Below are 4,817 nucleotides of genomic sequence, written 5' to 3'. Positions count from 1 at the left end.
CACGTGGGTGCCGGCCGCTTCAACGAAGGCTTTCCCAACCGTTGCCGCCACTGCGATCCGGCGCCCTGCCAGTCGGCCTGCCTGGCAGGCGCCATCTACCGCATGAGCGACACCGGCACGGTGATGATCAACCCGGACCGCTGCATCAATTGCGCCTCCTGCGCCATGGCCTGTCCCTACGGCGTGATCCGCTTCCACACGGATCCCTTCGGCCCGCCCGATCATCCCATTGCCGTGAAGTGCGACAACTGCAGTGCCCGGGTGGCCAAGGGACAGATTCCCGCCTGCGTGGAGGTCTGCAAGGCCGGCGCCCTGACCTGGGAGCCGATGGATGATGCCATGCGGCGCAAGACCCGCGAGGTGGCTCGTAGCATGTCGGCCCCGACCGAAGCGTCCCCGGCCGTTCCCGCCGGTGTGGCCCTGATCAAGGCCGTCAAACAAGCCGAGCTGCAGCTCAGCGAGCGCTGAAGCAGAAAAACAGAATGCGGTTATCTACAAAGCCCAAGTTATGGGGGGCTTGAACGCGTCCAAAAACATTTCAAGATAGTGTTAAGTTTTAAGTATTAAGTGTTAAGCGGTGGATCGGATCCGTTTGGTTAACAAATTGGCAGTATTCCTTTCCTTAACACTTTAAACTTTACACTTAACACGAACCCTCCGACGATTTGGTTTATGCGATACTTGCTTAATCAAAAATCACTGGAGCTTTCTGGAGAACCGAAAAACAGAAAATAATCTCTACGAAGGAGAAAATAATGTCTGACAACAAAACCAGCCTGTCGATCACCCAGGATGGTGGTCCGCTATATGCCAAGGCCCGCAAGGACGGTATCGAAACCGTATGGGAACGCCACGACGCCCAGCAGCCCCAGTGCGGGTTCTGCGACATGGGCCTTTCCTGCCGCATCTGCGTGATGGGACCCTGCCGGGTCGATCCCTTTGGTGAAGGCCCCCAAACCGGCGTTTGCGGCGCCGATGCCGACATCATCGTGGCCCGCAACCTCTGTCGCATGATTGCTGCCGGTGCTTCCGCTCACTCGGACCACGGCCGCGATCTGGTGGAAGTCCTGGCCGGGGTGGCCGACGGCAGCGCCCTGGGCTACACGATCCGCGACGAGGAGAAATTGAAACGCGTGGCCGCCGAGTACGGCGTGGCCACGGAAGGCAAGGCGACCCTGGCCATTGCCGGAGAACTGGCCGATGCTATGATGGAAGATTATGGCATGCGCCAGAAGCAGATCAAGCTGGTCTCGCGCGCACCCCAGAAGCGGCGCGAGATCTGGGAGAAGTTCAATATCACCCCGCGCGGCATTGACCGCGAGACATCCGAGATGATGCACCGCACCCACATGGGCGTGGACAACAACTGGCAGACCCTTTTGCTCCAGGGCCTGCGCAACGCCCTGTCCGACGGCTGGGGCGGCTCCATGATCGCCACCGAGGTGTCCGACATTCTTTTTGGCGTGCCTACCCCCAGGCCCACCACGGTCAACGCCGGCGTGCTCAAGGCCGACCAGGTCAATATCGTGGTGCACGGCCACAACCCGGTGGTCTCGGAGATGGTCTCGGCGGCCTGCCAGTCCCCGGAGCTGCTCGACCTGGCCAAAAGCAAGGGCGCCGTGGGGATCAACCTGGTGGGCGTTTGCTGCACGGGCAACGAACTGCTCATGCGCCGGGGCATCGCCATGGCCGGCAACCATTTGATGACCGAGCTGATCCTCTCCACCGGCGTCATCGACATGATGATTGTCGACTACCAGTGCATCATGCCTTCGGTGGGCAAGGTGGGCGGCTGCTACCATACCAAGATGATCAGTACCAGCGACAAGGCCCAGTTCCCCCACATGCAGCACGAGGAATTCCATCCCCACAACGCCCAGAAAAAGGCCATGGACGTGGTACGCACGGCGGTGGAGAACTTTCCCAACCGCAAGGGCCAGCCGTTTATCCCCGTCGAGCCCCAGGCGGCCGTGGGCGGCTTTTCCGTTGAGACCATCATCGGCGCCCTGGGCGGCACGCCGGCGCCCCTCATCGACGCCATCAAGGCCGGCAAGATCCGTGGCGCCGTGGGCGTTGTGGGCTGCAACAACCCCAAGATCAAACACGATTACGGCCACGTGACCCTGACGAAGCGCCTGATCGAGAACGACATCCTTGTCGTGGACACCGGCTGCGTCTCCGTGGCCACCGCCAAGGCCGGTTTCAAAGTGCCCGAGGCCGCCGAAATGGCCGGCCCCGGCCTGAAGGAGATCTGCAAGGCCCTGGGTATTCCGCCGGTGCTGCACATGGGCTCCTGCGTGGACAACGTGCGCATCCTGGTATTGGTTTCGGCCCTGGCCGATGCCTTGGGCGTGGATATCAGCGACCTGCCCGTGGCCGGCTCGGCGCCCGAGTGGTACTCGGAAAAGGCCGTCACCATCGGCACCTACTTCGTCGCCTCGGGCGTCACCACCCACCTGGGCCCCATGCCGCCCATCACCGGCAGCATGAACGTGGTCGGACTGCTCACCGACGGGTTGAAGGATGTGGTTGGCGCGACGTTCGGTGTGGAACCGGATCCGGAAAAGGCGGCGGTGTTCCTGCGAAAGACGATTGAGGGGAAGCGCAAGGCGTTGGGGTTGGATTCGCGGGATGTGGCGTAGGTTGAATGATCGAACGAGGTTCATGCCTTTGGGGAGAGGGCATGAACCTCGTTTTTTCGAAATCGAATGAAATCGTCATGAGGAAATAATAAAACCCACAAAATCATGGCCGTTTCCGACTTCCTTCTCGGCCAACGAAAAACAAAAAGGAGTACCCCCATCATGTCTGAACCAACCAAAGTTTATGTCTGGAACATGCGATTGCGCGAGGGATGCATCGGACACGCCAGCATGCAGATTGGCGGCGCTGATGTAGAAGGAAGCTACGTCAGCCTTTTCCCGGGCGGCGAAGGTGTTGGCTTACTCGATTATTTTCGACGCACGGACGTCGACAGCGCCCCTCAAGCGAGACTCCTGGATGACATCCTCAACGAGGAGAACCATCATCCCGACTACACCGGACTGCTTTACGGACTCGACACCCAGCGTATGGAGCAGATGTGGGATCTACTCAAACGCGACCCGGGCAGCTGGAAGGATCAAATTGCAGGCTTCATCAAGAAGTGGAACAGTGTCTACAATTTGAAAAAATTCAACTGCAGCTCCACCGTGGCCTTTATCCTTCTGGAAGGAGGTGCCGCCAGTCACGCCAAGGCGCCTCGGATCTGGTTTCATTGGGCACCCAAAGACATCGCCAAATGGTGCCGCCGACTGGAGAAAAAGATTGGCACACCCAAGCAGACCGGTTCGGCATATGCCAAAAAGTTTGGTCAGAAAATGTATTGAGCCCGGTCGGGTGAAACCAGAAATGACAGGGGCCGGTTGTTTGCAAAAGGATCGGCCTTTGTCATTTTGAAAAAGATGGGACGTGAATGAAAATGACGTTGGAAATGACGGGACGGGAATGAAATGATGCGTTTCAATTTGACAACGATTTTTCTGCAAGAGCAATAAAACGCATAAAAACGTCACCGTCCCCAACTCCCCACAAGTGGAGCGCCTGGCACCACTACATGGCCTTGGTAATGATGACCATGCTTTTCATGCTGAGCGAAAGGATCCGTCACGAAGCCACCTATCCGCTGTTACCCTGCGCAGACATTGAAGAACTACTCTCACGCTTCCTTCCTCGGCGCGATGTCAGCAAGGCTGAGATCATCTGGCAATTGGAGCGCCGCCATCGAAAGCGATTGTCGGCAATCAAGTCTCATACGCGAAATCGTGAGTAGCTGGGGTAGAAAAATGAGCCGGTTAACGTAACGAAGTCAAATTAGGAAGTAAAATGGAATTGGTTTCCAATTTTGAGGCATTAAAAAAGATTTTATATTTTCTAAAATTTTTATTGCCTTCTTTTATCCGTATTTTGATAAAAAGATGGTATATTTTATTTGTATTTATTCTATTTGTGAACCTTTTATTTTATGCTTTGAGTGAAACATTTTATTCAAGTAAAAGCCAAATTGTAGTTGGTATATTTAGGGATTATACTCTGGATAGTTCTTCAGATATGGATGGCTTGATAAATTGGGTAGAATATATAAAACAATATGCAAATTTAGACAGTACGCGGATATTGAATCAGGCTTATATAAATTTGAATTTACAAAAAGAAAATATCAATAATTCAAAATTATGTGTTTTTCGGGATGGTATAAGTTTGATTTTTGTTTTATCTTCAAAGAATAATTATTTTCATAATAAAGTATTAATTGAAGTCATAAATGTATTTAAAAATAGTATTATTAATTATATACCAATTTCAATTAAATTCTTACAAGAAGGAAGTTATTTTGAGACTAATTCTATATTTTCAACAAGTAATATTATAAAAACAAATATTGCTTCAATAGTTCTATTTTTTTTAATTAATTCTCTTTATGAGTTTTACTTTGGAACAACAATATATAATCCAGAAATAATATTTCAAAAAACTAACTTAATAACATATGAGGCTATCCCATATATTAGCGGAAGATATTCTTATGATAGATTGATTTCTCATTATGGAATTGCTGATCCACTAAACGAACATTACCGATATCTTCGAAATCTGATAACACTTTCATCGCTATCTAACAATAAAAGTATTTTAATTACAAGCCCTTCTTCAGGAGAGGGAAAAACTTTAAACGCAACAAACTTGTCAATATCTATTGCAAATTCTGGGGCAAAAGTAGTATTGGTTGAAGCAGATTTGAGACATCCACATCTAGAAAAAATTTTAGAACCAGATGG

3 protein-coding genes and 1 pseudogene are annotated in these 4,817 nt (G+C 51.7%); all 4 read left to right on the top strand.

What is annotated here, in order from left to right; translation table 11 throughout:
• Nucleotides 1-468 (top strand): 4Fe-4S dicluster domain-containing protein (locus JCM12296_RS32360; RefSeq protein ID WP_083456734.1); only part of this gene is annotated, 468 nt, incomplete at its 5' end.
• Nucleotides 469-755: 287 nt separating this feature from the next.
• Entirely contained in the window at nt 756-2,642 is a 1,887-nt protein-coding gene (cooS, locus tag JCM12296_RS32355) for an anaerobic carbon-monoxide dehydrogenase catalytic subunit (RefSeq protein ID WP_054701777.1), read from the top strand.
• A 162-nt stretch (nt 2,643-2,804) separates the two neighbouring features.
• The gene (locus JCM12296_RS32350; protein ID WP_054701774.1) at nt 2,805-3,368 is read left to right on the top strand and encodes a hypothetical protein; all 564 of its coding nucleotides are present in this window, start codon (nt 2,805-2,807) and stop codon (nt 3,366-3,368) included.
• Between the two features lie 496 nt (nt 3,369-3,864).
• Nucleotides 3,865-4,817 (top strand): annotated as a pseudogene (locus JCM12296_RS37425) (hypothetical protein); the annotation flags it as partial.

Source organism: Desulfosarcina cetonica JCM 12296 (genome assembly GCF_001311845.1).
Lineage (GTDB): Bacteria > Desulfobacterota > Desulfobacteria > Desulfobacterales > Desulfosarcinaceae > Desulfosarcina > Desulfosarcina cetonica.
This window is presented reverse-complemented; position numbering and strand designations above follow the sequence as displayed.